At 66.9% G+C, this 25,787-nt stretch carries 21 protein-coding genes; 15 read left to right on the top strand and 6 right to left on the bottom strand.

Annotated features, from left to right (window positions below; translation table 11 throughout):
- The first annotated feature begins 57 nt into the window (after positions 1-57).
- From aspS to CFB50_RS15060, 8 genes are all read left to right on the top strand, one after another.
- Complete coding sequence (aspS, locus tag CFB50_RS15095) at positions 58-1,860, top strand: aspartate--tRNA ligase (RefSeq protein ID WP_069248828.1); 1,803 nt, start codon at positions 58-60, stop codon at positions 1,858-1,860.
- A 159-nt stretch (positions 1,861-2,019) separates the two neighbouring features.
- The gene (nudB, locus tag CFB50_RS15090; protein WP_089446382.1) at positions 2,020-2,514 is read left to right on the top strand and encodes a dihydroneopterin triphosphate diphosphatase; all 495 of its coding nucleotides are present in this window, start codon (positions 2,020-2,022) and stop codon (positions 2,512-2,514) included.
- Complete coding sequence (gene clsB / locus CFB50_RS15085) at positions 2,511-3,785, top strand: cardiolipin synthase ClsB (RefSeq protein WP_089446381.1); 1,275 nt, start codon at positions 2,511-2,513, stop codon at positions 3,783-3,785. The genes nudB and clsB overlap by 4 nt, the downstream gene beginning before the upstream one ends.
- Positions 3,786-3,986: 201 nt before the next feature.
- The gene (locus CFB50_RS15080) at positions 3,987-4,586 is read left to right on the top strand and encodes a TetR/AcrR family transcriptional regulator (protein ID WP_006751498.1); all 600 of its coding nucleotides are present in this window, start codon (positions 3,987-3,989) and stop codon (positions 4,584-4,586) included.
- Between the two features lie 58 nt (positions 4,587-4,644).
- On the top strand, positions 4,645-6,432 hold the full coding sequence (locus tag CFB50_RS15075) for an acyl-CoA dehydrogenase C-terminal domain-containing protein (protein ID WP_089446380.1): 1,788 nt from the start codon (positions 4,645-4,647) through the stop codon (positions 6,430-6,432).
- 113 nt (positions 6,433-6,545) lie between these two features.
- Positions 6,546-8,981 carry a 3-hydroxyacyl-CoA dehydrogenase/enoyl-CoA hydratase family protein gene (locus CFB50_RS15070; protein ID WP_089446379.1) on the top strand — a complete coding sequence of 812 codons (2,436 nt, stop codon included), beginning with the start codon at positions 6,546-6,548 and terminating at the stop codon, positions 8,979-8,981.
- A gap of 27 nt (positions 8,982-9,008) precedes the next feature.
- Positions 9,009-10,208, top strand: coding sequence for an acetyl-CoA C-acyltransferase (locus CFB50_RS15065; protein WP_039360089.1), 1,200 nt, complete (start codon positions 9,009-9,011; stop codon positions 10,206-10,208).
- 92 nt (positions 10,209-10,300) lie between these two features.
- Positions 10,301-11,068 carry an enoyl-CoA hydratase gene (locus CFB50_RS15060; protein ID WP_089446378.1) on the top strand — a complete coding sequence of 256 codons (768 nt, stop codon included), beginning with the start codon at positions 10,301-10,303 and terminating at the stop codon, positions 11,066-11,068.
- 59 nt (positions 11,069-11,127) lie between these two features.
- Here the strand turns inward: CFB50_RS15060 and fdhD are convergent, their stop codons facing one another.
- Positions 11,128-11,970 (bottom strand): formate dehydrogenase accessory sulfurtransferase FdhD, encoded by an 843-nt coding sequence (gene fdhD, locus CFB50_RS15055; RefSeq protein WP_373452960.1) that lies wholly within the window; start codon positions 11,968-11,970, stop codon positions 11,128-11,130.
- A 115-nt stretch (positions 11,971-12,085) separates the two neighbouring features.
- Between fdhD and CFB50_RS15050 the strand changes: the two genes are divergently transcribed.
- Positions 12,086-12,568, top strand: coding sequence for a nitrate reductase associated protein (locus tag CFB50_RS15050; RefSeq protein ID WP_089446377.1), 483 nt, complete (start codon positions 12,086-12,088; stop codon positions 12,566-12,568).
- A 44-nt stretch (positions 12,569-12,612) separates the two neighbouring features.
- Here CFB50_RS15050 and CFB50_RS15045 read toward each other — a convergent pair whose 3' ends face one another.
- Positions 12,613-13,008 carry an acyl-CoA thioesterase gene (locus CFB50_RS15045; protein WP_041492954.1) on the bottom strand — a complete coding sequence of 132 codons (396 nt, stop codon included), beginning with the start codon at positions 13,006-13,008 and terminating at the stop codon, positions 12,613-12,615.
- A gap of 175 nt (positions 13,009-13,183) precedes the next feature.
- Here CFB50_RS15045 and CFB50_RS15035 point away from each other — a divergent pair, with 175 nt between their 5' ends.
- Entirely contained in the window at positions 13,184-15,055 is a 1,872-nt protein-coding gene (locus CFB50_RS15035; RefSeq protein ID WP_046546241.1) for an ABCB family ABC transporter ATP-binding protein/permease, read from the top strand.
- A 224-nt stretch (positions 15,056-15,279) separates the two neighbouring features.
- Here CFB50_RS15035 and murU read toward each other — a convergent pair whose 3' ends face one another.
- Positions 15,280-15,999, bottom strand: a complete 720-nt coding sequence (murU, locus tag CFB50_RS15030) for an N-acetylmuramate alpha-1-phosphate uridylyltransferase MurU (protein WP_089446376.1) — start codon at positions 15,997-15,999, stop codon at positions 15,280-15,282.
- A 31-nt stretch (positions 16,000-16,030) separates the two neighbouring features.
- The gene (locus CFB50_RS15025) at positions 16,031-17,080 is read right to left on the bottom strand and encodes an aminoglycoside phosphotransferase family protein (protein ID WP_089446375.1); all 1,050 of its coding nucleotides are present in this window, start codon (positions 17,078-17,080) and stop codon (positions 16,031-16,033) included.
- A gap of 223 nt (positions 17,081-17,303) precedes the next feature.
- Between CFB50_RS15025 and CFB50_RS15020 the strand changes: the two genes are divergently transcribed.
- From CFB50_RS15020 to rsmA, 4 genes are read left to right on the top strand one after another with little or no spacing between them, the layout of a single operon-like run.
- Positions 17,304-19,664, top strand: coding sequence for an LPS-assembly protein LptD (locus CFB50_RS15020; protein WP_089446374.1), 2,361 nt, complete (start codon positions 17,304-17,306; stop codon positions 19,662-19,664).
- Positions 19,665-19,715: 51 nt separating this feature from the next.
- Entirely contained in the window at positions 19,716-21,074 is a 1,359-nt protein-coding gene (locus CFB50_RS15015; RefSeq protein WP_089446373.1) for a peptidylprolyl isomerase, read from the top strand.
- An 11-nt stretch (positions 21,075-21,085) separates the two neighbouring features.
- Positions 21,086-22,075: a 4-hydroxythreonine-4-phosphate dehydrogenase PdxA gene (pdxA, locus tag CFB50_RS15010; protein ID WP_089446372.1), complete on the top strand. Its 990-nt coding sequence runs from the start codon at positions 21,086-21,088 to the stop codon at positions 22,073-22,075.
- Between the two features lie 49 nt (positions 22,076-22,124).
- Entirely contained in the window at positions 22,125-22,952 is an 828-nt protein-coding gene (gene rsmA / locus CFB50_RS15005; RefSeq protein WP_047852199.1) for a 16S rRNA (adenine(1518)-N(6)/adenine(1519)-N(6))-dimethyltransferase RsmA, read from the top strand.
- A 95-nt stretch (positions 22,953-23,047) separates the two neighbouring features.
- On the opposite strand, the gene CFB50_RS15000 is transcribed toward rsmA, so the two are convergent.
- Positions 23,048-23,983, bottom strand: a complete 936-nt coding sequence (locus CFB50_RS15000) for a DMT family transporter (protein ID WP_089446371.1) — start codon at positions 23,981-23,983, stop codon at positions 23,048-23,050.
- Between the two features lie 395 nt (positions 23,984-24,378).
- On the opposite strand from CFB50_RS15000, the gene gloA reads away from it, so the two are divergent.
- Entirely contained in the window at positions 24,379-24,768 is a 390-nt protein-coding gene (gloA, locus tag CFB50_RS14995; protein ID WP_069248815.1) for a lactoylglutathione lyase, read from the top strand.
- A 108-nt stretch (positions 24,769-24,876) separates the two neighbouring features.
- Here gloA and CFB50_RS14990 read toward each other — a convergent pair whose 3' ends face one another.
- On the bottom strand, positions 24,877-25,764 hold the full coding sequence (locus CFB50_RS14990; protein WP_089446370.1) for a M48 family metallopeptidase: 888 nt from the start codon (positions 25,762-25,764) through the stop codon (positions 24,877-24,879).
- Positions 25,765-25,787: the final 23 nt, after the last annotated feature.

The raw sequence follows: 25,787 nt of genomic DNA, 5'->3' as shown, positions 1-25,787 counted from the left end.
ATCGCCCGGGCCGCGCGTTGCGGCGCCCGTTGATCAAACCGAACGAAAGCAAACATCATGTCGATGCGTACTGAATACTGCGGTCTCGTGACCGAACACCTGCTGGGCCAAACCGTGTCGCTGTGCGGCTGGGTGCAGCGCCGCCGCGATCACGGCGGTGTGATCTTCATCGACCTGCGCGATCGTGAAGGCCTCGTGCAGGTGGTGTGCGACCCGGATCGCGCGGAAATGTTCGCGACCGCCGAAGGCGTGCGCAACGAGTTCTGCGTGCAGATCAAGGGCCTCGTGCGCAACCGTCCGGAAGGCACGGTCAACGCCGGCCTGAAGAGCGGCAAGATCGAAGTGCTGTGCCACGAACTGAACGTGCTGAACGCGTCGGTCACGCCGCCGTTCCAGCTCGACGACGACAACCTGTCGGAAACGACGCGTCTGACGCACCGCGTGCTCGACCTGCGTCGCCCGCAGATGCAGCACAACCTGCGCCTGCGCTACCGTGTGGCGATCGAAGCGCGCAAGTACCTCGACGAGCAGGGCTTCATCGACATCGAAACGCCAATGCTGACGAAGAGCACGCCGGAAGGCGCGCGCGACTACCTCGTGCCGTCGCGCGTGAACGCGGGCCAGTTCTTCGCACTGCCGCAGTCGCCGCAGCTGTTCAAGCAGCTGCTGATGGTCGCGAACTTCGACCGTTACTACCAGATCACCAAGTGCTTCCGCGACGAAGACCTCCGCGCCGACCGTCAGCCGGAATTCACGCAGATCGACTGCGAAACGTCGTTCCTCGGCGAGCAGGAAATCCGTGACCTGTTCGAAGACATGATCCGTCACATCTTCAAGACGACGATCGACGTCGAACTCGACGCGAAATTCCCGGTGATGCCGTACTCGGAAGCGATGGCGCGTTTCGGTTCGGACAAGCCGGACCTGCGCGTGCAGCTCGAATTCACCGAGCTCACCGACGCGATGAAGGACGTCGACTTCAAGGTGTTCAGCACGCCGGCCAACGCGAAGGACGGCCGTGTCGCGGCACTGCGCGTGCCGAAGGGCGGCGAACTGTCGCGTGGCGACATCGACGGCTACACCGAATTCGTGCGCATCTACGGCGCGAAGGGCCTCGCATGGATCAAGGTCAACGAGAAGGCGAAGGGCCGTGACGGCCTGCAGAGCCCGATCGTCAAGAACCTGCACGACGCATCGATCGCGGCGATCCTCGAGCGCACCGGCGCGGAAGACGGCGACATCATCTTCTTCGCGGCCGACCGCGCGAAGGTCGTCAACGACAGCCTCGGCGCGCTGCGCCTGAAGATCGGCCATTCGGAATTCGGCAAGGCGAGCGGCCTCGTCCAGGCGGGCTGGAAGCCGCTGTGGGTCGTCGACTTCCCGATGTTCGAATACGACGACGAAGATGCACGCTACGTCGCGGCTCACCACCCGTTCACGAGCCCGAAGGACGAGCACCTCGAGTACCTCGAGACGGATCCGGGCCGTTGCCTCGCGAAGGCCTACGACATGGTGCTGAACGGCTGGGAAATCGGCGGCGGCTCGGTGCGTATCCACCGCGAGGAAGTGCAGAGCAAGGTGTTCCGCGCGCTGAAGATCGGTGCTGAAGAAGCACAGCTCAAGTTCGGCTTCCTGCTGGACGCACTGCAGTACGGCGCGCCGCCGCACGGCGGTATCGCATTCGGTCTCGACCGCATCGTCACGATGATGGCCGGCGCCGATTCGATCCGCGACGTGATCGCGTTCCCGAAGACGCAGCGTGCGCAGGATCTGCTCACGCAAGCGCCGAGCCCGGTCGACGAGCGTCAGCTGCGCGAACTGCACATCCGTCTGCGTCAGCCGGAACAGCCGAAGGCGTAACGCGCTTCGTACCCGGTCGTGTGTGCGTTCGCGCGCACACGACGCACATGAAAAAGGCGCAGCGATGCGCCTTTTTCGTTTTTTGCGGTACAGTCGCAGCACTTGCCGCCCGTTCGGAGCATTTGCCCGGCGCGCGGCCCTGTGCTGCATGAAACAAAGATGACGAAGCCGCCGAAAATCCCCGAATCCGTTCTTGTCGTGATCTACACGCCCGACCTCGATGTGCTCGTGATCAAGCGTGCCGACCAGCCCGATTTCTGGCAATCGGTGACCGGCTCGAAGGACGCGCTCGACGAGCCGCTCGCGGTCACCGCCGCGCGCGAAGTGATCGAAGAGACCGGCATCGCAGTCGGCACGCCGGACGTGCCGGCCAGTGCGCTCGTCGACTGGCGCCACAAGATCGAATACACGATCTATCCGCAATACCTGCATCGCTATGCGCCGGGCGTCACGCGCAATGTCGAGCACTGGTTCGGCCTGTGCGTGCCGCATCGCGTCGACGTGACGCTGTCGCCGCGCGAGCATGTCGACCATGCGTGGCTGCCGTTCCGCGAGGCGGCCGCACGCTGTTTCTCGCCGTCGAACGCCGAGGCGATCCTGCAACTGCCCGCGCGCGTGGCACTGTCGCGCGCGCCGCACGGCTCGTCCGCATGACGGCGGAAGCCCGCAAGCGCTTCGCGCAATTGCGGCAGATGTTCCTGCAGGAACGCGGTTCCGCGTCGCGGCTCGCGTTTACGGCCGGCAACACGGTGCGGCTGTGCGAAACCGGCGGCGAATTCTTCCACGCGCTGATCGAACGGATCGACGCCGCGCGCGAGCAGGTGATGCTCGAAACCTACATCTTCTGCGACGACGCGGCCGGCCGGCCGGTGTCGGACGCGCTGATCCGCGCGGCGCGGCGCGGCGTGCGCGTGCGCGTGATCACCGACGGCATCGGCACCGCACGCCTGCCGTTGTTCGACACATGGGCCGAAGCCGGCGTCGAGCACTGCATCTACAACCGTTTCCTGTTCGGCCGTTTCGGCTTCTCGCGCACGCACCGCAAGCTCGCGGTGATCGATCACGCGGTCGCGTTCTGCGGCGGCATCAACATCGTCGACGACTACACGCAGGGCAGCGCGACGCTGCCGTTCGCGCGCTGGGACTTCGCAGTCGAGATGGCCGGGCCCGCGGTGGCCGACGTGCGCGCCGCGTTCGAGTTGCAGTGGCACCGCATCCAGTTCGGCCACAAGCCGTATGCGCAGTACGCGGCCGGGCTGCACGGTGGCGAAGCGTTCCCCGACATGTTCCGGCGCTGGATGCGCAGCCATCGATGGATCAAGGCCGGCGCACTGCGGGTCGTGACCGAGCCGAGCGTCGCGTTCGTCGCGCGCGACAACGTCGTGAACCGCCGCGCGATCGAGAAGGCGTATCTCGCGGCGATCGGCCAGGCGCGCCAGCGGATCCTGCTCGCGAATCCGTATTTCATGCCGGGCCGCAAGCTGCGCCGCGCACTGACGGGTGCGGCCCGCCGCGGCGTCGACGTGCAGGTGCTGATCGGTCGCAAGGAATTCACGGCGCTCGATACGGCCGTGCCGTTCCTGTATCACTCGCTGTTGCGGGCGGGCGTGCGCGTTGCCGAATACGACAAGACGATCCTGCACGGCAAGGTCGCCGTGATCGACGACAACTGGGCGACGGTCGGCTCGTCGAACCTGGACGCGCTGAGCCTGATGCTGAACAATGAAGCGAACGTCGTGCTGGTGCGCTACGATGCAGTGACGAACCAGTTGCGAGACGCGATCGCGACCGCGTTCGCCGAAGGCCGGGAGATCGATGCCGCGCGCTACGCCGCGCGCCCGCGCATCGAGCGGCTGCTGAACTGGCTTGCGTACAACACGTACCGCCTCGTGATGAAGGCGCTGACGGTCGGCGGTTACGACTGAACGCAGACTAAGTATTCGCTTCATAAAATCTGTCCGCACGTTCGTGCGGAAAAGCCGCTCCGGTCCCGCCGGAATCGCGCAAAATAGCGGCTCGGTTAGACACCGGTTTCTAATAATTTCCTTGTTTCGCGAGCGGCCGCACTCAATAATAGTACGGCCGTTCGATTTTATTCGAACCCCCGAACGGTTACAGAAATAGCTATGCGAAAAGGCGAACAGACGCGTGCCGCGATACTTGAAGCTGCTTTGGACCTCGCCAGCCGTGACGGGCTGGAGGGGCTGACGATCGGCCTGCTGGCCGAGCGCATGCAGATGAGCAAGAGCGGTGTGTTCGCGCACTTCGGATCGCGTGAAGACCTGCAGGTCGAGGTCGTCCGCGAGTATCACCATCGTTTCGAAAACGAGGTGTTCTTTCCGAGCCTGCGCGAGCCGCGAGGCTTGCCGCGCCTTCGGGCGATGCTGGCCCGCTGGACGGAGAAGCGCATCCAGGAGGTGACGACCGGATGCATCTACATCAGCGGTGCGGTCGAGTACGACGACCGGCCTGACAGCCCCGTGCGCGAGCAGTTGATCGCAAGCGTGACGGCCTGGCGTGCCGCGATGCTGCGTGCCATTTCGCAGGCGAAGGAGGAAGGCCATCTGCGTGCGGATACGGATCCGGACCTGATGCTCTTCGAGTTGTACAGCTTCACGCTCGGCCTGCATCACGACGCACGCTTCCTGCATTCGCCGGACGCCGTGCGCCTCACGTGGGCCGCGCTGGAAAAGACGATTGTTTCGTATCAGAGCGAGAGCCGTTAGCGGCGCGTGATCCGCCCGCCAGGAGCTCGAGCCGTTTTGCCCACCTTTGGAGAGAGTCATGGGACAGTACGCCGCGCCGCTGCGCGACATGCAATTCGTGTTGCACGAGCTTCTGAACGTCGAAGCCGAAGTCAAGCAAATGCCCAAGCATGCGGACCTCGACGCCGACACGATCAACCAGGTCCTCGAGGAAGCGGGCAAGTTCTGCTCCGAGGTGCTGTTCCCGCTGAACCAGGTCGGCGATCGCGAAGGCTGCACGTATGAAGGCGACGGCGTCGTGAAGACCCCGACCGGCTTCAAGGAAGCCTACCAGCAGTACGTCGAGGCCGGCTGGCCGGCGCTCGGCTGCGATCCGGACTACGGCGGCCAGGGCCTGCCCGCGTTCGTGAACAACGCGCTCTACGAAATGCTGAACTCGGCGAACCAGGCCTGGACGATGTATCCGGGCCTGTCGCACGGCGCCTACGAGTGCCTGCACGCGCACGGCGCGCCGGAACTGCAGCAGCGCTACCTGCCGAAGCTCGTGACGGGCGAATGGACCGGCACGATGTGCCTGACCGAGCCGCACTGCGGCACCGACCTCGGCATCCTGCGCACCAAGGCTGAACCCAACGGCGACGGCTCGTACTCGATCAGCGGCACGAAGATCTTCATCTCGAGCGGCGAGCATGACATGTCGAAGAACATCATCCACCTCGTGCTCGCGCGCCTGCCGGACGCGCCGCAAGGCACCAAGGGGATCTCGCTGTTCATCGTGCCGAAGTTCATCCCCGACGCAGCGGGCGAGCCGGGCGAGCGCAACGGCATCAAGTGCGGCTCGATCGAGCACAAGATGGGCATCCACGGCAACTCGACGTGCGTGATGAACCTCGACGGCGCGAAGGGCTGGATGGTCGGCGAGCCGAACAAGGGCTTGAACGCGATGTTCGTGATGATGAATGCCGCGCGCCTCGGCGTCGGCATGCAGGGCCTCGGCCTCACGGAAGTCGCGTACCAGAACTCGCTCACGTATGCGAAGGAGCGCCTGCAGATGCGCTCGCTGACGGGCCCGAAGGCACCGGACAAGCCGGCCGACCCGATCATCGTGCACCCGGACGTGCGCCGCATGCTGCTCACGCAGAAGGCCTACGCCGAAGGCGCGCGCGCATTCACGTACTGGTCCGCGCTGCAGATCGACAAGGAACTGTCGCACGCCGACGAAGCGGTGCGCAAGGAAGCGGCCGACCTCGTCGCGCTGCTCACGCCGATCATCAAGGCGTTCCTGACCGACAACGCATTCGAGTCGACCAACCACGCGATGCAGATCTACGGCGGCCACGGCTTCATCTCCGAGTGGGGCATGGAGCAATACGTGCGCGACGCGCGGATCAACATGATCTACGAAGGCACGAACTCGATCCAGTCGCTCGACCTGCTGGGCCGCAAGGTGCTCGGCGACATGGGCGCGAAGCTGAAGAAGTTCGGCAAGCTCGTCACGGAATTCGCGGAAGCCGAAGGCGTGAAGCCGGAAATGGCCGAGTTCGTCAACCCGCTCGCCGACATCGGCGACAAGGTGCAGAAGCTGACGATGGAAATCGGCATGAAGGCGATGCAGAACCCGGACGAAGTCGGCGCTGCCGCCGTGCCGTACCTGCGCACCGTCGGCCACCTGGTGTTCTCGTACTTCTGGGCGCGCATGGCGCGCCTCGCACTCGACAAGGAAGCGTCGGGCGATCCGTTCTACAAGTCGAAGCTCGCCACCGCCCGCTTCTACTTCGCGCGCCTGCTGCCCGAGACGGCGTCGACGATCCGCGCCGCACGCGCCGGTTCGAAGACGCTGATGGAAGTCGACGAATCGCTGTTCTGACGCGAGTCCGGGCGGGGCGCGATGCGCGCCGCCCGAACGCAACGGTTCCTGGTACTCACTTCGCTGTGCAGCCCCCACATTCCGCGCTGCACGACACTATCCGGAGACATCCCGTGAGCAATTTCCTGATTCGCAAGGTCGCCGTGCTGGGCGCCGGCGTGATGGGCGCGCAGATCGCCGCGCACCTCATCAACGCGCGCGTGCCGGTGCTGCTGTTCGACCTGCCGGCCAAGGAAGGCCCGAAAAACGCGATCGCGCTGAAGGCGATCGAGAACCTGAAGAAGCTGTCGCCCGCGCCGTTCGGCGTGAAGGACGACGCAAAGTACCTCGAGGCAGCGAACTACGAAGACGACATCGCGAAACTCGCCGAGTGCGACGTCGTGATCGAGGCGATCGCCGAACGGATGGACTGGAAGCACGACCTGTACAAGAAGGTCGCGCCGCACATCGCACCGAACGCGATCTTCGCGACCAACACGTCGGGCCTGTCGATCACGAAGCTGTCCGAAGGGTTCTCGGACGAGCTGAAGGCGCGTTTCTGCGGCGTGCACTTCTTCAACCCGCCGCGCTACATGCACCTCGTCGAGCTGATCCCGACCGCGCATACGCGCCCGGAGATCCTCGACCAGCTCGAAACCTTCCTGACGACCATCGTCGGCAAGGGCGTCGTGCGCGCGAAGGACACGCCGAACTTCATCGCGAACCGCGTCGGCATCTTCTCGATCCTGGCCGTGATCACGGAGGCCGCGAAGTTCGGCCTGCGCTTCGACGAAGTCGACGACCTGACGGGCAGCCGCCTCGGCCGCGCGAAGTCGGCGACGTTCCGCACCGCGGACGTGGTCGGCCTCGACACGATGGCGCACGTGATCAAGACGATGCAGGACAACCTCGCCGACGATCCGTTCTTCCCGGTCTACCAGACGCCTGCCGTGCTCGCCGAACTGGTGAAGCAGGGCGCGCTCGGCCAGAAGACCGGCGGCGGTTTCTACAAGAAGGAAGGCAAGGCGATCAAGGTGCTCGACGCGAAGACGGGCACCTACGTGGATTCGGGCGCGAAGGCGGACGAAACCGTCGGCCGCATCCTGAAGCGTCCGCCGGCGGAACGCCTGAAGCTGCTGCGTGAAACGGACCATCCGCACGCGCAGTTCCTGTGGTCGATCTTCCGCGACGTGTTTCACTACATCGGCGTGCATCTCGAATCGATCGCCGACAACGCGCGCGACGTCGACCTCGCGATCCGCTGGGGCTTCGGCTGGAACGAAGGCCCGTTCGAAGGCTGGCAGGCCGCCGGCTGGAAGCAGGTCGCCGAGTGGGTGCAGGAAGACATCGCGGCCGGCAAGGCGCTCGCGAACGTGCCGCTGCCGTCGTGGGTGCTCGAAGGCGCGGTTGCGGAAAAGGGTGGCGTGCACACGGCCGAAGGCTCGTGGGCGCCGGCAGCGAAGCGCTTCGTGCCGCGTTCGGACCTCGCGGTCTACGACAAGCAGGTATTCCGCGCGCCGCTGCTCGGCGAAGCCGGTGCCGATCCGAAGACGTACGGCAAGACGCTGTTCGAGACCGATGCCGTGCGTGCATGGGTCGACGACCGTGCGGGTGAGGATGACGTCGTGATCGTGTCGTTCAAGTCGAAGATGAACACGATCGGACCGAGCGTGATCGACGGCCTCGTGCAGGCGATCGAACTCGCGGAGAAGGACTACAAGGGCGTGGTGATCTGGCAGCCGACGTCGCTGAAGCTCGGCACGCCGGGCGGCCCGTTCTCGGCCGGTGCGAACCTCGAAGAGGCGATGCCCGCGTTCATGATGGGCGGCGCGAAGGGCATCGAGCCGTTCGTGAAGAAGTTCCAGGAAGGCATGCTGCGCGTGAAGTACGCGAACGTGCCGGTCGTTGCAGCCGTGTCGGGCATCGCGCTCGGCGGCGGGTGCGAACTGATGCTGCACAGCGCGAAGCGCGTCGTGCACGTCGAGAGCTACATCGGTCTCGTCGAAGTGGGTGTCGGCCTCGTGCCGGCGGGCGGCGGTCTGAAGGAAGCCGCGCTGCGCGCAGCGGATGCCGCAACGGCCGCGAATGCGACCACCGACATCCTGAAGTTCGTCACGAAGTCGTTCGAGAACGCGGCGATGGCGAAGGTGTCGGCGTCCGCGCACGATGCCCGTGCGATGGGCTACGTGAAGCCGTCCGACACGATCATCTTCAACGTGTTCGAACTGCTCGACACCGCGAAGAAGGAAGCGCGTGCGCTGGCCGCAACCGGCTACCGCGCACCGCTGCGCGCGAAGGACGTGCCGGTCGCCGGCCGTTCGGCGATCGCGACGATCAAGGCATCGCTCGTCAACATGCGTGATGGCCGCTTCATCAGCGACCACGACTACCTGATCGCGAGCCGCATCGCCGAAGCCGTGTGCGGCGGCGACGTCGAAGCCGGCAGCCTGGTCGACGAGCAGTGGCTGCTCGCGCTGGAGCGCCGTGCGTTCGTCGAGCTGCTCGGCACGCAGAAGACGCAGGAACGGATCATGGGCATGTTGCAGACCGGCAAGCCGGTGCGTAACTGAGCGAGCGGATAAGGCAAGGAGTCTCAAATGAGCAAACAATTGCAAGACGCATACATCGTCGCCGCCAGCCGCACGCCGATCGGCAAGGCCCCGCGCGGTGTCTTCAAGAACACGCGCCCGGACGAGCTGCTGGTCCACGCGCTCAAGTCGGCGGTGGCGCAGGTGCCCGGCTTCGACACGAAGCTGATCGAAGACGCGATCATCGGTTGTGCGATTCCGGAAGCCGAGCAGGGCCTGAACGTCGCGCGGATGGGCGCGCTGCTCGCGGGCCTGCCGCAGACGGTCGGCGGCGTGACGGTCAACCGCTTCTGCGCGTCGGGCATCACGGCGCTGGCCATGGCGGCCGACCGCATCCGCGTCGGCGAATCGGACGCGATCTTCGCGGGTGGCTGCGAATCGATGAGCATGGTGCCGATGATGGGCAACAAGCCGTCGATGTCGCCGCACATCTTCGATCGCAACGAAGACTTCGGCATCGCGTACGGGATGGGCCTGACGGCCGAGCGTGTCGCGGAGCAGTGGAAGGTGAGCCGCGAAGACCAGGACGCATTCTCGGTCGAATCGCACCGCAAGGCGCTTGCCGCCCAGCAGGCCGGCGAGTTCAACGACGAGATCGCCGCGTACACGATCACCGAGCGTTTCCCGAACCTCGCGACGGGTGAAGTCGACGTGAAGACGCGCGAGATCAAGCTCGACGAAGGTCCGCGTGCGGATACGTCGATCGAAGGCCTCGCGAAGCTGCGCACGGTGTTCGCGAACAAGGGCTCGGTCACGGCCGGCAACAGCTCGCAGACGTCGGACGGCGCGGGCGCGCTGCTCGTCGTGTCGGAGAAGGTGCTCAAGGAATTCAACCTGACACCGCTCGCACGCTTCGTGAGCTTCGCGGTGCGTGGCGTGCCGCCGGAAATCATGGGCATCGGTCCGAAGGAAGCGATTCCGGCCGCGCTGAAGGCCGCCGGCCTGAAGCAGGACGATCTCGACTGGATCGAGCTGAACGAAGCGTTCGCCGCGCAATCGCTGGCGGTGATGCGCGATCTCGGCCTCGACCCGTCGAAGGTCAACCCGATGGGCGGCGCGATCGCACTTGGCCATCCGCTCGGCGCGACCGGCGCGATCCGCGCGGCGACCGTCGTGCACGGCCTGCGTCGCCGCAACCTGAAGTACGGGATGGTCACGATGTGCGTCGGCACCGGCATGGGTGCGGCGGGCATCATCGAACGCCTGTAAGCGGAGCGCGACGACAAGCTACGACGGTGCGCGGGCCACGAGCTCGCGCACCGTTTTTTCATTCCGATAGAGGAAAGTCAAAGGAGACGGTTGTGGCCGAAATTCAAGTGGAACGCGCCGATGGCGTGATGACGATCACGATCGCGCGCCCGGCGAAGAAGAACGCGCTGACGGCGGCGATGTACCAGACGATGGCCGACGCACTCGCCGAAGCGCAGGAAGACAAGGCGGTTCGCGTGATCCTGTTGCGCGGCGGCGACGGCAACTTCACCGCGGGGAACGATCTCGAGGATTTCCTGAAGTCGCCGCCGAAGGACGACACCGCTCCGGTGTTCCAGTTTCTCGCGCGGATCAGCAGCGCGAGCAAGCCGATCGTGGCCGCGGTGCCGGGCCTGGCGATCGGCGTCGGCGTGACGATGCTGCTGCACTGCGATCTGGTCTATGCGGCCGACACCGCGACGTTCTCGCTGCCGTTCACGCAGCTCGGGCTGTGCCCGGAAGCCGCGTCAAGCGTGCTGCTGCCGCGTCTGGCCGGCCATCAGGTCGCGGCCGAGAAGCTGCTGCTCGGCGAGGCGTTCGACGCGCTGGAAGCGCACCGGATCGGCATTGTCAACCGCGTGCTGCCGGCGGCGGAGCTCGACGCGTTTGCGGCGAAGCAGGCGGCAAAGCTCGCGGCGCTGCCGGCCGCGTCATTGCGCGTGACGAAGGCGCTGCTGAAGGATACGGGCGGCGTGGCGACGCAGGCGCGGATGGCCGAGGAAGCGGGCCACTTCGCCGAGATGCTGCGCGCGCCGGAAGCGCGCGAGGCGATGACGGCGTTCTTCGAGAAGCGCAAGCCGGATTTCCGTCAGTTCGACTGACCGGTCGACGGAGCAGGGCGCGCCGGCGGCGGACCGCCGGCGCGCTCCCGGGATCGCGATCAGGCCGTGCCGTAGTCGACGTGGCCGGTTTCGCGGCAGAAGCTGACGAGCCGCAAGCCGGCCGCTTTCGCGATCTCGATCGCGAGCGACGACGGCGCGGAGATCGTCGCCACCAGCGGGATGCCGACCCGTGCGGCCTTGCGCACGAGCTCGTAGCTCGCGCGGCTCGACAGGAACACGAAGCCGTCGGTCGCGTCGGCGCGCGACAGCACGAGCGAGCCGATCAGCTTGTCGAGTGCGTTGTGGCGGCCGACATCCTCGAACGCCATCCGGATCGCGCCTGTTGCGTCGCACCACGCGGCCGCGTGCAGGCCGCCCGTGAGCCGCGTGAGCGCCTGGTGAACCGGCAGCGCCTGCGCCGCGCGCGTCAGCGCGTCGGGGGCGAGGCGTGCGAGAAAGCCCGTATCGGGCACGCGTTCGGGCGCGAGGTCGAGCAGGTCGATGCTTTCGATCCCGCAGACGCCGCAGCCGGTACGCCCCGCGAGCGCGCGGCGCCGGTCCTTCAGCGCGGCGAACGCCTGCTGGACGACCTCCAGGTGGACTTCCGCATGCGGCAGCGGTGCGTCGGCGTGCAGGATCACCTCGATGTCCTTGATGTCGCTGCCGCGCGCGACGATCCCTTCCGAGATCGCGAAACCGACCGCGAACGCTTCGAGGTCGCACGGCGTACACATCATCACCGCATGCGAGATGCCGTTGAAGACGAGCGCGACGGGCCATTCCTGGCCCACGTAGTCGTGTGCGGTTTCGACGGCGCCGCCGCGCGTGCGGCGCACGGACAGTTCGATCGCGCCGCGCGGTTCGTCGCGCAAGTTGCCGGATTCGGTCGGATTCACGAGCACTCCCGTTGATTCAGCACGCGGCCGGCGGCAATCGTATCCGCCGCCCGCGCGCAGAGGTTCTAAAATACCCCAGGCAAGCCGGCCGCGCCGGTATCCGCCACATCAGGTAACGATCATGGGACTCAGCGACGCTCCACTGCTATTCGCCTTCGAACACGATTCGTCGGAAAACTTCACGTACATCCCGATGATCGTGCGTTTCAATCTCGACCGTTTCGGTCTGCGGATTTCACTGGAGCAGTGGCAGTTGCTGCCGCTCGAGGACCGCAAGCTGCTCGCGCGCTTTCCGGCCGACGAGGACACCGCGATCGAGCCCAACTTCGATCACGCGCTGTTCGAAATGCTGCGCACGCACGCGGACCTGGAACCCTCGTGGTTCCAGCCGGACGAGCAGCCGACCTGGCGCGCCACCGACATCGTGCCGGAGGCGCTCGTGCAGCAGAGCGCGCTGGCCGGGCTGACGGCGCCCGAGCTCGCGCAGTGGCAGCGGCTCGCGCCGTTCCAGCGCTACGTGCTGGTGAAGCTGTCGCGCAAGCCGAAGCTGAACCACGATTTCGTGCCCGCGATGCGGGAGTTCGGGCTGACGGCCACGCACTGAGGTGGCCGAAGGCGGGGGAAGCGCCGCCGCGCGGCGCTCGTCCGTCAGAGCGGCGGCAGTTGCCGCGGCTTGCGGTCGGTGCCGGTCGCGACGTAGGTGAGCGTCGCTTCGGTGACCTTCACGACTTCACCCATCAGGCGCATGCGCTGTGCGTACACCTCGACGTCGACCGTGATCGACGTGTTGCCGGTACGCGTGATGGTCGCGTAGAAGCTCAGCAGATCGCCGACGAACACCGGCTGCTTGAACACGAACGAGTTGACCGCGACCGTCGCGACGCGACCGTTCGCACGCTGGCTCGCGGGGATCGAACCGGCGATGTCGACCTGCGACATGATCCAGCCGCCGAACACGTCGCCGTGGACGTTCGCGTCGTGCGGTTGCGGGACGACGCGCAGCGCGGGCTGCTTTTGCGGGAGTTCGAGGGTCGAATCGGTCATGGCGGGGGCTTTCATCCTGTAATAAATAGGCCGCCGCGCGCAGGCCGGCCGGCGAGGGCGCCGGCAGCGGCGCGAAGCGGCTTCTGCGACAATACAACGTTCGCAAATTGTACGAGAAAGTGAGCGAGCCGGCCGCCGCTGCACGCGTCCGGCACTGCCGCCGATCCTTCCCCCCATGCGCCGATTTCCTGCTTCCGGCGAGCCCGCGCCGGCTTCGACCGGGCCCCGCAACGACTGGCAGACCATCCGGTCGCTGCTGCCGTACCTGACCACCTACAAATGGCGCGTCGCGCTCGCGCTCGGCTGCCTGATCGGCGCGAAGGTCGCGAACCTCGGCGTGCCGGTCGTGATGAAGCGCATCGTCGACCACTTGTCCTACGTCCAGCAGATCACCGCGATCGGCCGCGCCGAACAGTCGGCCGGCATCGTGCTTGCGGGCGGCGTGGGGCTGCTGGTCGTCGCGTATGCGCTCGTGCGGCTGTCCACGTCGCTGTTTACCGAGCTGCGCGAGATCCTGTTCTCGAAGGTCACCGAGAGCGCGGTGCGCCAGCTCGCGCTGCAGGTGTTCCGGCACCTGCACGGGCTGTCGCTGCGGTTTCACCTGGAGCGCCAGACCGGCGGCATGTCGCGCGACATCGAGCGCGGCACGCGCGGCATCCAGCAGCTGATTTCATATTCGCTGTACAGCATCCTGCCGACGCTCGTCGAGGTCGGGCTCGTGCTCGGCTTCTTCGTGGTCAAGTACGAGGCCTATTACGCGTACGTGACGTTCGCGGCGCTGGTCACGTACATCGTGTTCACGGTGAAGGTCACCAACTGGCGCACGCATTTCCGCCGCACGATGAACGAACTCGATTCGCGCGCGAACTCGCGGGCGATCGATTCGCTGATCAACTACGAGACGGTGAAGTATTTCGGCAACGAGGAGTGGGAAGCGCAGCGCTACGACGAGAACCTGAAGCGCTACCGGAAAGCCGCGATCCGTTCGCAGAATTCGCTGTCGGTGCTGAACTTCGGCCAGCAGGCGATCATCGGCACGGGGCTCGTGTTCATCCTGTGGCGCGCGACGCAGGGCGTGCTCGCAGGCAAGCTGACGCTCGGCGATCTGGTCCTGATCAACACGTTCATGCTGCAGCTGTACATTCCGCTGAATTTTCTCGGCGTCGTCTATCGCGAGCTGAAGCAGAGCCTCACCGACATGGATCGCATGTTCGGGCTGCTGTCGGCCGCGAAGGAAGTGGCCGATTTGCCCGATGCGCGGCCGCTTGCGGTCGCCGGCGCACAGGTGCGCTTCGAGCACGTGAATTTCGCGTACGAGCCTGCGCGGCAGATCCTGCACGATGTGTCGTTCACGATCGACGCGGGCACGACGACCGCGGTGGTCGGCCACAGCGGCTCCGGGAAGTCGACACTGTCGCGGCTGCTGTTCCGCTTCTACGATCTCGACCGGCAGGCGGGCGGCGCGATCCGGATCGACGGCCAGGACATCCGCGACGTCACGCAGGATTCGCTGCGCGCGTCGATCGGGATCGTGCCGCAGGACACCGTGCTGTTCAACGACTCGATCTACTACAACATCGCGTACGGCCGGCCGACCGCGACCCGCGACGAGGTGATCGCGGCCGCGCGCGCCGCGCACATCCACGATTTCATCGAAAGCCTGCCGAAGGGCTATGACACGCCGGTCGGCGAGCGCGGGCTGAAGCTGTCGGGCGGCGAGAAGCAGCGCGTCGCGATCGCGCGCACGCTGTTGAAGAACCCGCCGGTGCTGCTGTTCGATGAAGCGACGTCGGCGCTCGACTCGCGCTCGGAGCGCGCGATCCAGCACGAACTCGACCAGATCGCGCGGCATCGCACGACGCTCGTGATCGCGCACCGGCTGTCGACGGTCGTGCACGCGCAGCAGATCCTCGTGATGGACCACGGGCGGATCGTCGAGCGCGGCACGCACGACGAACTCGTGCGCGCCGACGGGCTGTATGCGCAGATGTGGGCGCTGCAGCAGCAGCGCGCGGCGGCGGGCGGGGAAGAGGCGGAAGCCGCGTGAGCGGCGGTGCTGCGCGCGGGGGCGCGCAGCGGAAGGGGGCTCGCTCGATGGGCAGAGTCGGGCCGGCATGACGGTCCGGCTGGCGCTGGACCTGTTGATCGGTCAAGCCAAACCGGCCAGTTTGCCGGTTAGCCAACCAGCCAGTCAGCCAGCTAAACAGCCGGCCAACTGACCAGCCGCTCAACCAACCAGCGGATCAATCAGCCCGACGACCCGTCAGCCGGTCACTCCGCGGCGCGCAGCCGCGCATCCAGCTCGCCGAGCTGCGCCGGCGTGCCGACGTTCTCCCAGATACCTTCGTACAGTTCGCCGCTCGCGCGGCCGGCCTCGATCGCCGCGCGATAGTACGGCGTCAGCGCGCGCCGTGTGCCGGGTGCGAGATCGCGGAACATCCGCGTGTCGTACAGGCCGATGTTGCCGAACGTGAAGCGCGCGGCGCCGTCGAGCGCAAGGCGGCCGTCGTCGCCGAGCGCGAAGTCGCCGGCCGGGTGGAACGGCGGGTTCGGCACCATCACGAGGTGCATCGCCGGCGCGTCGAGCGCGGCCATCCGGGCGGCGCGGGGCGCGAGCGATCGGTAATCGAACGCGCAGTAGACGTCGCCGCTGACCGCCGCGAACACGGCCGGCTGCCCGTCGCGCTCGAGCAGCGGCAACGCCTGTGCGATGCCGCCCGCGGTTTCCAGCGCCTCGCCCTCGGCCGAATACGCGAGCCGCACGCCCCAGCGCGAACCGTCGCCGAGCGCAGCCTCGATCTGCTCGCCGAGCCACGCGTGGTTGATCACGATCGTCTCGATGCCCGCACGCGCGAGCGCTTCGATCTGCCACACGATCAGCGGCTTGCCGCCCGCTTCGAGCAGCGGCTTCGGGCGGGTGTCGGTGAGCGGGCGCATCCGTTCGCCGCGCCCGGCGGCGAAGATCATCGCCGTGGTCAGGGTGTTGCTCATGTTCGGCCGGGTGTCAGGAGAGTCGGAACGATCAGAACGTATAGCCTACGTCGGCCGGCGCGTTGCCCTCGAGCTCGTCGAGCAGCTTCGCGAACGGCACGAGCGGGCGATAGCGCAGCGCGACCTTGCGCGCATACGCGATGAAGCGCGGCAGGTCGTTCAGGTAGTGCGGCTTGCCGTCGCGGTAATTGATACGCGCGAACAGGCCGAGCACCTTGATGTGGCGCTGCAGCCCCATCCATTCGAGCTGGCGGTAGAACTCGCCGAAGTCGGGGTCGACCGGCAGGCCGGCCTTTTTCGCCTTTTCCCAGTAGTACGCGAAGCAGTCGAGCTCGAATTCCTCGTCCCAACTGATGAACGCATCGCGCAGCAGCGACACGACGTCGTACGTCAGCGGCCCGTAGACGGCGTCCTGGAAGTCGAGGATGCCCGGGTTCGGCTCGCACACCATCAGGTTGCGCGGCATGAAGTCGCGCAGCATGAAACCTTGCGGCTGCGCGTGCGCGCTGGCGACCAGCAACGCGAAGGTGCGGTCGAGCGTGCCGCGCATCGCGTCGGTGACCGGCTTGCCGAGGTGGCGGCCGACGAACCATTCGGGCATCAGCTCCATCTCGCGGCGCAGGAATGCTTCGTCGAACGGCGGCAGCACGTCAGGCTTCGACGTGAGCTGGAAGCGGATCAGCGCGTCGAGCGCCGCGCGCATCAGCGGTTTTGCGGCGGCCGGGTCGGCCGGATCGAGCACCGAGATGTACGACGTGCGGCCGAGATCGGTTACGAGCATGAAGCCCGCGTCGAAATCGTGGGCCAGCACGTCCGGCACGTGGTCGCCGGCCGCGGCGAGCAGTTGCGCGACCTGGACGAACTCGCGGCACTTTTCGGGCGGCGGCGCGTCGACGGCGATCAGCGTGCCGCCGGCGCTCGTGGCCGACGCGACACGGAAATAGCGGCGGAAACTGGCGTCCGACGAGGCGGGCGCGAGGGTCGACAGGTCGAGCGCATAGCGTTCGGCGAGCGGGTGCAGCCACGCGGTGAGCGCTTCGAGGCGGGCGTCGGGCTGGGATGCGGCGGATGGGGGCGTCATGAAACTCGGAGGAGGGGGGAACGTCTTGCCATATAATACCCCACGACTTTTTTGACGCGCCCCGCGTCAGCTTTCCGCCGTGCAGGCCCACCGCCTGTCGCGCGGTCGCCCGAACGCCTCCCCGGTTTGCGCTCAGCCGCAGTCGCGGTGCGACGGTGCGGCCCGCCGCGCGCGAATGTGCCGCGACGGCGCGGTTGACAAGGGGCGATTCGCCAAACGATAGATGCCGCCCAAACCGCTATTCCCGAATGTTTTCCCCGGTGACGGGGCGCCGCGCAAACGGCGGCTCGCGCTCGCACTCCTGGCCGTGCCCGGCCTCGTGCCGGCCGTGTCGTACGCGCAGCTGTCGGGCGCGGCCGCGCAGCCGCAGCCGCTCGACTCGCCGTGGGATCTGCGTCTCGCGCCCCAGCTCGAGGATCATCCGCTGAAGGACGGCGCGAAGCCGGCCGCCTTCGTGATCGCCGACCACACGAGCGGCACGGCCGAGCAGGATCTCGCCGCGAAGGGTTCGGCCGAGCTGCGGCGCGGTGACGCCGTCGTGAAGGCCGACGCGATCCACTACGATCAGGATACCGACATGGCCGATGCGTACGGCCAGGTCAAGGTGGTCAATGGCGGCACGTCGTTCGCCGGCCCCGAGGCGCACCTGAAGATCGAGGCGAACCAGGGCTTCATGACCGCGCCGAAGTACCACTTCAACGTGACGGGCGGGTCGGGCAGCGCGGAACGCGTCGACATGGTCGACAACGAGCGCTCGGTGTTCGTCAACGGCACCTATACCGCGTGCCAGTGTTCGACGAACCCCGCGTGGTACATCAAGGGCAGCCGCTTCGACTTCGATACGGGCGCCGACGAAGGCACCGCGCGCAACGGCGTGCTGTTCTTCCAGGGCGTGCCGATCTTCGCGAGCCCGTGGATGACATTCCCGCTGTCGGGCGAGCGGCGCAGCGGCCTGCTGCCGCCGACGTTCGCGATGAACTCGAGCAACGGGTTCGAACTGTCGCTGCCGTACTACTTCAACATCGCGCCGAACCGCGACCTGACGCTCACGCCGCGCATCATCTCGCGGCGCGGCGTGATGACCGAGGCGACGTTCCGCTACCTGTCGCCCTCGTATTCGGGCACGTTTACGGCCAATTACCTGCCGGATGACCGGCTTGCGCACCGCAACCGTTACGCAATTTACTGGCAGCACCAGCAGAACTTCGGCGGCGGCTTCGGCGGCTATGTCTACTACAACAAGGTCTCGGACAATACGTATCCCGAAGACCTCGGGTCGGCGAACCAGTTCATCAACGGGACGCAGACGCTGTACCAGCAGGAAGCGGGCCTCACGTACAACAACGGCCCGTGGTCGGTGCTCGCGCGCTACCAGCACTGGCAGACGCTGCCGCCGTCGATCGCGCCGTACAGCCGCGAGCCGCAGTTGAACGTGAAATACACGAAATACAACGTCGGCGGCTTCGACTTCGGCGCGGAAGCCGACTATTCGCGGTTCCGCATCACGACGGCCGATGCAACCCAGGGTGACCGGATCGTCTTCAACCCGTACATCGCGTACGGCGTATACGGCCCCGGCTACTTCGTCGTGCCGAAGGTCCAGTACCACTTCGCGTCGTACGACCTGAACTACCTGTCGTCGACCACGCCGAACAATCCGAAGCGCTTCACCGAGTCGATCCCGACCGTGAGCTTCGATTCGGGCCTGATCTTCGACCGCTCGGTGCGCCTGTTCGGCCAGGACTTCATCCAGACCCTCGAGCCGCGCCTGTACTACGTGTACACGCCGTATCGCGACCAGTCGAACGCGCCGCTGTTCGACACCGCGGAGTCGGACTTCGGCCTCGCGGAGATCTACCAGCCGAACACGTTCGTCGGCAACGACCGGATCGCCGACGCGAACCGGATCACGGCCGGCCTCACGTCGCGCTTCATCGACCCGCGCACCGGCGACGAGCGTGCGCGCTTCGTGATCGCGCAGCAGTACTATTTCGCCGATCAGCGCGTCACGCTGACTCCCGGGCAGAGCGCCGTGCTGGCGCGCCACTCTGACCTGATCGTCGGCGCCGCGCTGAAGCTCGGCTCGGGCTTCATGTCGGAGACGGCGTTCCAGTACAACCAGAACAACAACCAGCTCGTGAAGTCGAGCGTCGGTTTCGGCTACAGCCCGGGCGAGCGCCGCGTGATCAACGTCGGCTACCGCTACACGCGATCGAACACCACGCTCGACAACCAGCCGATCAACCAGTTCCTGGTGTCTGCGCAATGGCCGCTCACGCGCCGCCTGTATGCGATCGGCCGCTTCAACTACGACCTCGCCGGCGATCGCGTGGTCGACGGTCTGGTCGGCTTACAATACGACGCGGACTGCTGGGCGCTCGGGGTCGGGGTGCAACGGGCGGCGAACGGCATCAATTCGTCGGGACAGCAGAACTCGTCGACGCGAGTCATGATGCAGCTGACGCTCAAGGGCCTGTCGACCGTCGACAACGGCCTCGTGTCCGCATTCCGCGCCGGGGTGCCGGGCTACACGCCGCTGCCGCCGCCGCCGCCGCCGATGTCCCGCTTCAGCAACTACGAGTAACGCCGGCTTGTCTGCACCGGTCAGCACGATTTCAATGGAGTTCCAGTGGCAATGAAGAAAACCCTTCGTTTCGCGGCAGTCGTGTCCAGCCTCGCTGCGGCCTCCGCGCTGCTCGCCGCCGCGCCGGTCGCGGCGCAGGCGCTCGGTTCGCAAGGTGCGCAGCTCGCCGACGAAGTCGTCGCGGTCGTCAACAACGACGTGATCACGGGCCGCGAACTCGACCAGCGTGCCGGCCTGATCGCGCGCCGGCTGCAGCAGCAGAACGCACCCGTGCCGCCGACCGACCAGCTGCGCGCGCAGGTGCTGAACCAGATGGTGCTCGAGCGTATCCAGGTGCAGAAGGCCAAGGACGACGGGATCCGCATCGACGACGCGACCGTGCAGGCCACGTTGCAGCGTCTCGCGCAGGCGAACGGCATGACGCTCGAGCAGTACCGCGCGCGTCTCGAGGCGCAAGGCGTGCCCTGGAGCATCTTCACGAGCGACGCGCGTACCGAACTGATGCTGTCGAAGCTGCGCGAGCGCGAGGTCGACGGCAAGATCACCGTGTCGGACGCCGAGGTCGCGAACTACATCGCGAGCCAGCGCGGGCCGAATGCGTCGCAACAGCAGGACCTGCGCTTCCAGCACATCTTCATCAAGGCGCCGACCAACGCGCCGCAGGCCGACATCGAAGTCGCGCAGAAGAAGGCTGACGCGCTGCTGCAGCAGGCGAAGTCGGGCGCCGATTTCGAGAAGCTCGCGAAGAACAATTCGGAAGCGAACGACGCGAAGAAGGGCGGCGACCTCGGCTTCAAGGCACCGAGCGCGCTGCCGGCCGACGTCGTCGACGCCGCATCGAAGCTGCGCCCGGGCCAGGTCAACCCGACGCTGATCCGCGTGCCGGACGGCTTCGAGATCGTGCGTCTCGTCGATCGCCGCCAGAGCCAGGGCGCGACCGCCGCCGCACCGAAGATCGTCCAGACGCACGTGCGCCACATCCTGCTGCGCGTGGGCGAAGGCAAGTCGGAAGGCCAGGCGCGCCAGCAGTTGCAGGACATCCGCAAGCAGGTCGAGGCCGGCGGCGATTTCGAGAAGTTCGCGCGCACCTACTCGCAGGACGGTTCGGCATCGCAGGGCGGCGATCTCGGCTGGATCAGCCCGGGCGAGACCGTGCCGGAATTCGAGCGCGCGATGAACAACCTGCAGGCCGGCCAGATCAGCCAGCCGATTCGTACCGAATACGGCTATCACCTGATCCAGGTGGTCGAGCGCCGCGAGGCGGAAGGCTCGGTGCAGCAGCAGATGGATATCGCGCGTCAGGCGATCGGCCAGCGCAAGGCCGAGCAGGCGTATGCCGACTGGCTGCGCGAGCTGCGCGATTCGTCGTACGTGCAGTACAAGATCGGCGGCGTCGGCCCGGCGAACTGAGCGAGCTTCAGATGACCACGCCCGCGCTGCAGATCGCGATCACGACTGGCGAACCCGCGGGGGTCGGCCCGGAGCTGACCGTGCAGGCGCTGCGTGATGCCGCGCAGCGCTGGCCCGACGCGCATTTCACCGTGCTCGGCGATGCGGCGCTGCTCGACGCGCGTGCGGCGGCCGTCGGCGCCGACCGGGCCGCACTGGCCGGCAGCGGGCCGGTGTCGGTCGCGCATCACGCGCTCGCCGTGCCCGCGCAGGCGGGCAAGCTGGACGCCGCGAACGGCCCGTACGTGCTCGGGTTGCTCGACGCGGCGATCGACGGTGCGCTGGCAGGCCAGTACGATGCGATCGTCACCGCGCCGCTGCAGAAGAGCACCATCAACGATGCGGGCGTGCCGTTCACCGGCCATACCGAATACCTGGCGGAGCGCACGCATACGCCGCGTGTCGTGATGATGCTGGCCGGTACCGGCCACAAGCCGCTGCGCGTCGCGCTCGCGACCACGCACCTGCCGCTGAAGGACGTGTCGGCCGCACTCACGATCGACGGGCTCGTCGAGACACTCGCGATCATCGATCGCGACCTGCGGCGCGACTTCGGCCTCGCCGCACCGCGCATCCTCGTGACGGGCCTGAACCCGCACGCGGGCGAGAACGGTTATCTCGGCCGCGAGGAGATCGACGTGATCTCGCCGGCGCTGGCCCGCGCGAACGCGCAGGGCATCGACGCGCGCGGCCCGTATCCGGCCGACACGCTGTTCCAGCCGCGCCATCTCGCGGACGCCGATTGCGTGCTCGCGATGTTCCATGACCAGGGTCTGCCCGTGCTGAAGTATGCGACGTTCGGCGAGGGCATCAACGTGACGCTCGGGCTGCCGATCATCCGGACGTCGGTCGATCACGGCACGGCACTCGATCTGGCCGGCACCGGCCGCGCGGATCCGGGCAGCATGATCGCCGCGCTCGACACGGCCGTCACGATGGCGCGCCATCGCCGCACGGCCTGACGCGGCCCGGCTTCACCTCTTTCGTCGTATTTTTCGTTTTACTCAGTCGATGTCGAACAGCAGACAGCACCAAGGCCATTTCGCGCGCAAGCGCTTCGGGCAGAACTTCCTCGTCGATCACGGCGTGATCGACTCGATCGTCTCGACGATCGGCCCCGCGCGCGGCCAGCGCATGGTCGAGATCGGCCCCGGGCTCGGCGCGCTGACCGAGCCGCTGATCGAGCGCCTCGCGACGCCCGAGTCGCCGCTGCATGCGGTCGAGCTCGACCGTGACCTGATCGGGCGCCTGCAGCAACGCTTCGGCGCGCTGCTCGAGCTGCACGCGGGCGACGCGCTCGCGTTCGACTTCCGGTCGCTCGCGGCGCCCGGCGACAAGCCGTCGCTGCGGATCGTCGGCAACCTGCCGTACAACATTTCCAGCCCGCTGCTGTTTCACCTGATGACGTTCGCCGATGCGGTCATCGACCAGCATTTCATGCTGCAGAACGAAGTCGTCGAACGGATGGTCGCGGAGCCCGGCACGAAAGCGTTTTCGCGTCTGTCGGTGATGCTGCAGTACCGCTACGTGATGGAGAAGATGCTCGACGTGCCGCCGGAATCGTTCCAGCCGCCGCCGAAGGTCGATTCGGCGATCGTCCGGATGATTCCATACGAACCGCACGAATTGCCGGACGTCGATCCGGTGCTGCTCGGTGAAATCGTCACCGCCGCGTTCTCGCAGCGCCGCAAGATGCTGCGCAATACGCTCGGCGACTATCGCGAGACGATCGATTTCGACGCGCTCGGCTTCGATCTCGCACGCCGTGCGGAGGATGTGAGCGTGGCTGAGTACGTCGGCGTCGCGCAGGCGCTCGCGGCGGTGCGCAAGGCCGGTTGAGGCCGGTCACGCGAGCGGGACCGGATGTGACGAAGAGGCTGCCCTGCGAGGCAGCCTTTTTTATTGCGTGGGTGCGCGCGCGTTGCGCCGGGTCGTCATGCGCGCCGGCGCGGTGGCGCGTTGACGAGCGCGATGCCGGTCAGCACGAGCGCGGCCGCGGACGTGAAGCGCCAGCCGACCGATTCGCCGAGCAGCAGCACGCCGAACGCGACGCCGAACAGCGGCGACAGGAACGTGAAGACCGACAGCCGTGACGCGCTGTAGCGTGTCAGCAGCCAGAACCACGACAGGTAGCTGACGAACGCGACGATCACCGACTGGTACGCGAGGCTTGCCACCGCGACCGGCGTGACGTGCGCGAACGACACCTGGCCGAACAGTGCGGCAAGCGCGACCAGCACGACCGCCGATACCGCGAGCTGGTAGAACAACGTCTTGCTCGCGCTCGCCCGTGCGAGTGCAGTCGAGCGCACGACGACCGTCGTCGCGGCCCACATCGCGCCGCCGAGGATGCCGAGCGCGTCGCCGGCGAGCCCGGCCAGTACCGATGCGCCGGGTGCGCGCGGTTTCAGGAAGCCGTCCGCGAATGCGAGCGCGATGCCGGCGAATGCCAGGCCGACGCCGGCCCACTGCGTGCGCTGCAGTCGTTCGCCCGGTGCGAACAGATGCAGGCCGAGCGCGGTGAAGCAGGGCGCCGTGTACAGGAAGATCGCCATGTGCGACGCACTCGTCAGCGTCAGCCCGAAGAACACGCAGATGAATTCACCGGCGAACAGCGCCCCGGCCGCGAGGCCCGCGCCGAACGTGCCGTCCGCCTGGAACAGCGGCGTACCGCGCGAGCGGGCCCAGCCCCACAGCAGCACCGCCGCGATCACCGAGCGCAGCCCGGCCTGGAACATCGGCGCGATCGCGGCGTTCGTGCTCTTGATCGCGACTTGCTGGAAGCCCCAGATCGCGCATAGCAGCAGCATCAGGCCGACGGCGCGCGTGTCGAGCGCGCGGCGCATGGGGGCGGCGGCGAGCGTGGTCATCGGCGAACCTCGCCGGTTCGGCGCGGGGGCTGCAAGGTCGGAAGGGCGGCGCATCCGGCGCGCTCGAATCGGCGGTTTCGCACGGCAGTGTGGCTGTCTCGGGGGTGGGGTGGTCGCGTTCGGGCAGTGGGTCGCATGCCCGTTTTTGGTGCGAGGTGAAAGGATGTTACCCGATCGGCGCAGTAGCCGGGCGAGCCGGACCGTGCCGTTTTACGCCGTCGTGCTCGCGCCGGTTGGCGCCGACGGGCCATATCGGCCGCGTTCAGGCGAGGCGCCTCCTGCTGGACGCCCTTGGATGGCCCCGGCTAGGCGCCCTCGGCTGGGCGCCCCCGGCGAAATTCACCCGACTCTGGTAGAGTTCCCGGTTCTGGAAAGTCCCCACAGGAGTACAACACATGCGATTGCTGCATACGATGCTGCGAGTCGGCGATCTCGACCGCTCGATCAAGTTCTACACCGAATTGCTCGGCATGAAGGTGCTGCGCCGCGACGACTATCCGGAAGGCAAGTTCACGCTCGCATTCGTCGGCTACGGCGATGAAAGCGACAACACGGTGATCGAGCTGACCCATAACTGGGATACGCCGGCCTACGATCTCGGCAACGGCTTCGGCCACCTCGCGCTCGAAGTCGACGATGCGTACAAGGCCTGCGAGCAGATCAAGGCGCAAGGCGGCAAGGTCACGCGCGAAGCGGGCCCGATGAAGCACGGCACGACCGTGATCGCGTTCGTCGAGGATCCGGACGGCTACAAGATCGAGTTCATCCAGAAGAAGGCGCACTGAGCGCCGGATGAACCGGGCTGCGGCGTGCGATGTGCGCCGCGGCAGCAAAAAAGGGCGATGCGGGGTGACCCGCATCGCCCTTTTTCGTTGGCGGCGACGCCGCGCGCGTCACAGCGACGGCAGCAACTCGGGAGGATGGTGCTTGAGTGTGTGCCGCGCTTCGCGGAACTCGGGAAAGATCGATTCGACGGTCTGCCAGAAGGCCGGGCTGTGGTTCATCTCGCGCAGGTGCGACAGCTCGTGCGCGACGACGTAGTCGATGATCGACATCGGGAAATGGATCAGCCGCCAGTTCAGCCGGATCTTGCCGTCGCTCGAGCAACTGCCCCAGCGCGTCGCGGCCGACGATAGCGCGTACATCGAATACGTGACGCCGAGTTTCTCCGCATAGACGGAGAGGCGTTCACCGAAGATCCGCTTCGCTTCGCCCTGCAGCCAGCCCTGCACGCGATCCTTGATCTGCTGCATGTCGGCCTGCACGGGCAGCGGCAGCGAGAGCCGCAGCGCATCGGTATCGAACGCGACGGCGCCCGCGCCGAGCGCGATCGTCACCGTCTTGCCGAGATAGGGAAGCGCCGCGCCGTCGCGCCAGTCGATCTGCGGCAGCGCGCGCTGTTCGGTGCGCGTCTTCCACTCTGCGAGCTTCGCGAAGATCCAGCGCTGTTTCTCGGAGATCGCGGCTTCGATGTCGGCGAGCGTGACCCAGCGCGGCGCGGTGATCGACAGCCCGCTGCCGTCGATCGTGAAGCCGATCGTGCGGCGCGCGGAGCGCTTCAGGCGGTATTCGAGCACGCGGCTGTCGAGTGCGAACGTGCGCACGCGCGAGCGGTCGGGCGCCGGGCCCGGATCGAGGGGCGCCGCGGGTGCCGCTTCGGGCGGCGCCGGCGGCGTGGCGGGCGCCGACGGTGCGGCGGCCGGCCCGTCGAAGAGCGGCAGGTCCATCTGGCGATGATCGAGGGCCACGACGGCAGGCCGTGGCCGCGGACGCTGTTTCATCAGTTCGCTTCTTTTTGTCGTAC

Source organism: Burkholderia sp. AU33423, from assembly GCF_002223135.1.
Lineage (GTDB): Bacteria > Pseudomonadota > Gammaproteobacteria > Burkholderiales > Burkholderiaceae > Burkholderia > Burkholderia lata_D.
Note: the sequence above shows the minus strand (reverse complement) of the source record. Positions and strands in the feature narration are given on the sequence as shown.